We start from the raw sequence: 6,384 nt of genomic DNA on the forward strand, positions 1-6,384 counted from the left end.
TTACCAATTATTTCTAACACCTATCCAAGCTTGTCGCGATCGTGCGGTGACTCCAAATCAATTATCGGCCCTTTGGGAACAATCCGAGTGGGATTGATTTTGTTATGACTGATATAGTAGTGACGTTTGATGTGATCGAGATTGCAGGTTTCCTTAACTCCTGGAAATTGGTACAGTTCCTTAAGGTAATTCCAAAGATTTGGGTAATCCCAAATATGACGTAAATTGCATTTGAAATGACCGTAGTAAACCGGGTCGAAACGCAGAAGAGTTGTAAACATACACCAGTCGGCTTCCGTAATGCGCGATCCGCACAAATATCGCTGGTTACCCAACAATTTATCCCAGTGTTCCAAGGCGTTGAATAAATCTGTCACACCTTCTTCATAAGCCATCTGAGTGGTAGCAAATCCCGCTCGATAAACACCATTATTCACAGGTTGATAGATGGCGTCGATCGTTTGCTCAATAACTTCATGCAAATCATCAGGATAGAAATGCAAATCTGACTTAGCAAAATCTTGAAATTGCGTATCAAACATTCGGATAATTTCGCGGGATTCGTTATTTACGATCGTCCCCGTTTCTTTATCCCAAAGTACGGGAACCGTGACTCGTCCCTCATAGTTTGGATCGCCTTTGAGATAGATTTGCCAAAGATAGTTTGTACCATTAACGGTATCCGGAATACAACCCGGTTCCTCGGCGAATTCCCAGCTATTTTGATCGATTACGGGATGAACAACTGAAAGACCGATCACATCTTCCAGTCCCTTCAATTTTCGCATAATTGCAGTGCGGTGCGCCCAAGGACAAGCCCAAGAGATATAAAGATGATAGCGACCCGCCTCAGCTTTAAAGCCGCTGGAACCATCAGCAGTAATTTTGTTGCGAAAACTGGTCACTGGTCGGATAAATTTTCCTTGGGAATCTTCTTGTTCCCGTTCGGATACCCATCTACCATCAGCGAGAAGACCTAAACCCATAATTAACTCCTTTGTGTTTATATAATTGATTATATCAACAGCATCGGCAAAGGTAAGTAGGTGGGCGTAAATAAACTTAACTTCCAGAAACCCGGTTTCTCCAAGAAACCGGGTTTCTAAGAGCCTGGAGTTTTACGTTTAATTATGTCCACCCACTTAGTATTTTTATTTTGATAAATTTCAACGATTAAATAAGTACCACAAAACTATATTGGCAATTTATATTTGTAATGGTAAAAGCCATAATTTATCAGATGTAGACATAGCCGATTAATAAGTGTATTATTTAAATTGCAGAGAAATAAATCGACAATAATGGCAGATTTACCAGAAGAAACTTTAAGAACGATCGCTAACTTGCTACCGCGCCTGTTTAAGGTCATAAACCTGGCGCTGCAAACAGAGGCTAAGTTAATGGATCGGTATGGAGAAACAGAGGAAACGATTGGCGAACTAGAACAAGTGAAAAATGCAGCCGAAAGAGCAAGAAATTACTACAATCGTCTTTACGGGCTAGTATTGCAAGTAGCAGAGTCTCAACCAGTAGCGAATTCTGCTACCATAGATTTACTATATCGCTCAATCGAACAGGCAGAGGCAACAGCCGATGCTACAGAAGCAACTGCCCTAGAAACAAAAAGGAATTGGAGTTTACCATGAATAACGAAAAAAAGATCCCTGATGCGGAAACTAGAGCCAAGTCTATTGCGAGGTGGCGCGAAGTTAATCTAATGTGGGATGAACTGAATATGATGCTGGATCAAGCGATCGCACAAGCTGAAATGGATTTGCAAAATAGCCCCCTTTATGCCAGCCGTCGCCGTCGAGTAGAGAAACAGTTAGAAGCTTTAAAAAAACAAAATTTAGAGGTGGAAAACAAAGAACTTTAAAAGCCAAAGATAGGGAAGTTATAGAGTGCGATCGCACTATTTTTAAATCCTCTTTTGTCCATCGAGGAAGGACAAGCTAACCTCGATGCAGGAGATGCAAGTATTCGAGAAGCAAAAAGAGACTTAGACTTACTATGAACCAGCCAAAAAGAATACCAGATCCAGAAAAATTCAAGCGCACCCACGAACGCTTTCAGGAAACTATCCGCCAGCTTGATATTTGGAATTTGAAGTTGGAACAATTAAACGCCATGATGGAAGTAGAATTGTGTCAACAGCGGTTAGAAAGACTTGAGAGGCGAAAGAAGTTGATCGCATCAGAAACCAAAGAGTGATAGTCTGGGTGGGGAGAGAAAAAAGACGATCGCCCGATCGGCCCTTGCTTTCCCACCACACCCGACAGGGAATTTATTCCCTGTCTAATAGCGAAAGTCCGTTAAAACGGACTGAAAGAGATCGCGCTTACGTGGTTCGATCGCTATATTAATATGTAAAAGTGATGGATTGGGAATGAAAATTAATGGCAAAATTACCAGGAGAAACTAAAACTACAATTTTCAATCTGTTGAGACATGGATTTACTATGAATCAGCCCAAAAGATTACCAGACCCGGAAAAATTAAAGCGGACGCACCAACGCTTTCAGCAAACTATCTACCAACTGGATATGTTGAATTTGAAGTTGGATGAATTAAACGCAATGGTGGAAGTAGATTTGCGTCGCCAGCGGTTAGAAAGACTTGAGAGAAGAAATAAGCTAGTGATTGCTTCAGAAAGCAAAGAGTGATGGTGTAGGTATGAAGTGAAAGATGGCGATCGCACTCCTAATTTTGCCCCACACCCGCCAAGGAATCAATTCCTTGGCTAATAGCGAAAGTCCGTTTAAACGGACTGAAAGATTAATATTAAGTCCACTTGTAGGGGCGGGTTTAGCAGATATCCTTTGTTTCTTACAAATAATCTCACAACAAAACCCGCCCTTACCTTCGCTATAACGCTACACTAATAACCTGCATCTCCCCAGGCCCAGGTATGTTGTTGCGCTTTAGCGCTCTTTCCCAGGTACGTTGTAGCAACCCCAGAAACCCGGTTTTTTGGAAAAACCGGGTTTCTTAACCCCAAAAATCGCTACAATCGACAATATTCGCAACCCTTGGGTGCAGCAGATGTTGGCAAAAATCTGGCGCTGGCTGAAAAAATTGTGGCAGCAACTATTGGGAAAACCACCCCAACCTTCCCCCCGTGGCGCGGAAACTTCTGGGAGTAAACCAAATCCACGCCTCAGCGATGCAGAATATAAAAATTTCTTTTTGCAACTGCTGGATATAGTGGCAGAAGGCGCAAGTCGGGAGAATATTAAAGGCTTTTTTATTACCAAACTAATTGATGAAGATGAGTTGGTGGCGTGGTTGCGTCGCTTTGGCAGCAAGTTATTGGAATCACCAGAAACTCATCAGGAATTAGGGCGGCGGATGGTGCAATTGGGTAAGGTTGCTGGTGGGGAATTGGGAGCTGTGGCGGGAGAAATTGGTAGGGAATTATTGGGAAATTCAGAAACTCAAACAAGCATTGCCGCCACATCTGTTATCCCAACTGTTGATAAGCAAACTGCCAATACAACAATTTCGGTTTCTGATGATATTCTAGAAGTTCCCGAAAATCAGGAAGCTGCGGAGTGGTATAACCAAGGTATTTATGAAGCTAATGTTGGAAATTTTGACGTGGCACTTGCTTACTTTCAAAGAGCGATCAAAATTTACCCTAACTTACACTATGCCTGGAACAATTTGGGGACTACGCTGAGAGTTTTAGAGCAGTATCAACAAGCAATTGATGCCTTTCAAAAAGCTGTTAAAATTTCTCCTAATTTCCACATAGCTTGGTATAATTTAGGTGCTACGCTGAGTGAATTAGGGCAGTACCAACAAGCAATTAATGCTTTTCAAAAGGTTACAGAAATCTCCCCTGGCGACGAAGATGCTTGGTATAATTTAGGTGCTACGCTGAGTGAATTAGGGCAGTACCAACAAGCAATTAATGCTTTTGAAAAAGTTATGGAAATCTCCCCTAACCATGAATATGCTTGGTATAGGTTGGGGGAATTAATGAATAGTTTAGGTTACTATGAAAAAGCCCTAGAAAGCTATCGTTATGTTTTAAAAAATTATCCTAATAACATCACTTTTTTGACTCGTGAGAGTCGGTCATTCCGTAACTACATCAATCTTTTGATTCGTGAGGGCTGGGCGTTGCATAACTTAGGACGTTATGAAGAGGCACTGGCAAGCTATCGTCGTGTTATAGATATTGAACCCGACTATTTTGCTTTGAATAATCAAGGTGATACGCTCACCACATTAGGGCGCTATAAAGAAGCTTTGTCAAGTGTTGAATACGCTTTGAAGATAAATTCTAACCACCATTATGCCTGGAATAATAAGGGAATTGTAGAGTTACAATTAGGGCTTTATGAAAAAGCGATTACTTCTTCTGAACGTGCCTTGCAGTTAACAAATTATCAACACGCTAATGCTTGGGCAAATCGAGGTGAGGCAATCTATTACTTACACGGCTATCAAGCAGCATTGCGAAACTGGGATGAGGGGTTGCAATCTCTCCAACCAGAAACACCCGACTATCAGGAAGGTTGCACTGTTTTACATCAGTGTAAAGGCGATGCCCACTATCGTTACGGAAAACGACAACCAAATCCCCACCCCTACTGGCGCGAATCAAGAAACAGTTATATCACCGCCCTAAAAACACTTTCCGGTTCCCAAACTTCCATCTTAGGAGAAGTTCTGGTAGCACAAGTTAGCCCCCGCTTCCAGTTACGATATCTGGAAATATTGCAAGACTTAGCCAAAGTCTGTAACGCCCTCAACTACCAAGAAGATTTTCAGCAATGTTTGGATATTGGCGATACCATGCTGGAAAACTTGCTACTGGAAACTGAATCACAAGAAAGGAAAATCCAGTTAGCCAAAAAGTTCGCTACATTCAGTCAATTGCGAGTAGTGCTGTTAGCGCAGTCATCGCAACCAAAAGAAGCACTTTTGTTAGCGGAAAAACGGAAAAATCTCTGCTTGCGTTGGTTGCGCGAATCCCGTTATGTGGGGATGAGGGATGAAACGCCGCTACAATATCCCGAAATCGAACAATTTCTCTCTCCGGGTATTGCAGCAATTTACTGGCACTACAGTCCTGCTGCGATTACTACTTTTATTATCAAATATGATGGCATTCAGATTCATTTAGCAGAAGAACCCCCATCCCCCAACCCCTTCCCCCGCAACGGAGGAAGGGGAGAAGGAGAAGATGACAGGGATTCTCTTACCCCCTGGCCCCTGCAAAGAGAAAAGGGAGAAGGTGAAGATGAAGAACCCCCATCCCCCAACCCCTTCCCTCGCAACGGAGGAAGGGGAGAAGGAGAAGATGAAACTCAAACACAAACAGAAAAAACAACCTACACTCTTGCCCCCCTCCCCGTTGCGGGGAGGGGCTGGGGGTGGGGTTCCGCCGCTAAGCAACTCCAAAAGTTTGAAGATTGGTTAAAAAAATGGAAAGAAGACTACCAAACCAACCCCAAAGACGGGAAGGGCGCGAAGAAAGAAAAACAAACTTGGCGAGATAAAATGGCGGATAGGTTGGATGAGTTAGGTAACATACTCGATGTTGAGGGGATATTAAATAAGATAGGCGATGATATCACGCACTTAATTTTGATTCCCCATCGCGACTTGCACCTGCTACCCCTGCATTACCTGTGGCGGGAAAAAGATTTTACGATTACTTATCTCCCCAGTTTGAAAGTTGGGATTGATTTATCTGCTTCGCCCTTCCCCGTCGCCAAATCCACTCCCACAAAACTCCTCAGCATCGAAAGTCCCAGTCGTTTAGAATATGCCGAAACCGAATCGCAAATTATTGCCCAACTTTACGATAATCTCACCTGGATTAAAAGCGGTAAAGCTACCAAAAATACAGTTATCGCCGCTTTCTCCAATTCTGCCGACATCTTCCATTTTACCGGACATGGCGAACACAATATCCATCAACCCCTAGAGTCAGCTTTGGAATTAGCCAACAAAGAAATGTTGACTTTGCAAGATATCTTCCAACTAAACTTAAAAGGCTACCAACTCGCTTGTCTTTCCGCTTGCGAAACAGGTCTTACCAGCAAACAAGGTATCATCGATGAATATGTTGGTTTAGTCAGTGGCTTTTTGGCAACAGGCGTTACTCATGTTATCAGCACGCTTTGGCAAGTTGAGGAAATTGAAACAGCTTTGATGATGATTAAATTTCACCAATTATATAAGGATAACATTCCTCCCGCTTTGGCAATCCAACAAACTCAAACTTGGCTTTCTACTCTCACCTTCGCCGATTTAATCCAATGGTATCGCCAAGAATCTGCTAAAGTAGAAGGTAACCGTTCAGGGGGTGCGCCTGCGGCGCACCACCCCAAGAGGAGTTTGAGCATCAATGTGTTAGAGATCTCAGTG

General features: G+C 42.8%; 6 protein-coding genes. 5 read left to right on the top strand and 1 reads right to left on the bottom strand.

Features of this window, described 5'->3' with window-relative positions; genetic code table 11:
- Window positions 1-20: 20 nt before the first annotated feature.
- Window positions 21-986 carry a glutathione S-transferase family protein gene (locus LAY57_RS15635; protein ID WP_249067708.1) on the bottom strand — a complete coding sequence of 322 codons (966 nt, stop codon included), beginning with the start codon at window positions 984-986 and terminating at the stop codon, window positions 21-23.
- A gap of 315 nt (window positions 987-1,301) precedes the next feature.
- On the opposite strand from LAY57_RS15635, the gene LAY57_RS15640 reads away from it, so the two are divergent.
- The 5 genes from LAY57_RS15640 to LAY57_RS15660 all read left to right on the top strand — a co-directional run.
- A complete protein-coding gene (locus LAY57_RS15640) occupies window positions 1,302-1,646 on the top strand; it encodes a hypothetical protein (protein ID WP_249067709.1) in 345 nt (114 codons plus the stop codon).
- Entirely contained in the window at window positions 1,643-1,876 is a 234-nt protein-coding gene (locus LAY57_RS15645) for a hypothetical protein (protein ID WP_249067710.1), read from the top strand. Before LAY57_RS15640 ends, LAY57_RS15645 begins: the two co-directional genes overlap by 4 nt.
- A 134-nt stretch (window positions 1,877-2,010) precedes the next feature.
- Window positions 2,011-2,211: a hypothetical protein gene (locus LAY57_RS15650; protein ID WP_249067711.1), complete on the top strand. Its 201-nt coding sequence runs from the start codon at window positions 2,011-2,013 to the stop codon at window positions 2,209-2,211.
- 185 nt (window positions 2,212-2,396) lie between these two features.
- Window positions 2,397-2,663 (top strand): hypothetical protein, encoded by a 267-nt coding sequence (locus tag LAY57_RS15655; RefSeq protein WP_249067712.1) that lies wholly within the window; start codon window positions 2,397-2,399, stop codon window positions 2,661-2,663.
- A gap of 379 nt (window positions 2,664-3,042) precedes the next feature.
- The coding region (locus LAY57_RS15660; RefSeq protein ID WP_249067713.1) for a CHAT domain-containing protein at window positions 3,043-6,384 on the top strand (3,342 nt) is incomplete at its 3' end.

The organism is Argonema antarcticum A004/B2 (assembly GCF_023333585.1).
GTDB classification, from domain to species: domain Bacteria; phylum Cyanobacteriota; class Cyanobacteriia; order Cyanobacteriales; family Aerosakkonemataceae; genus Argonema; species Argonema antarcticum.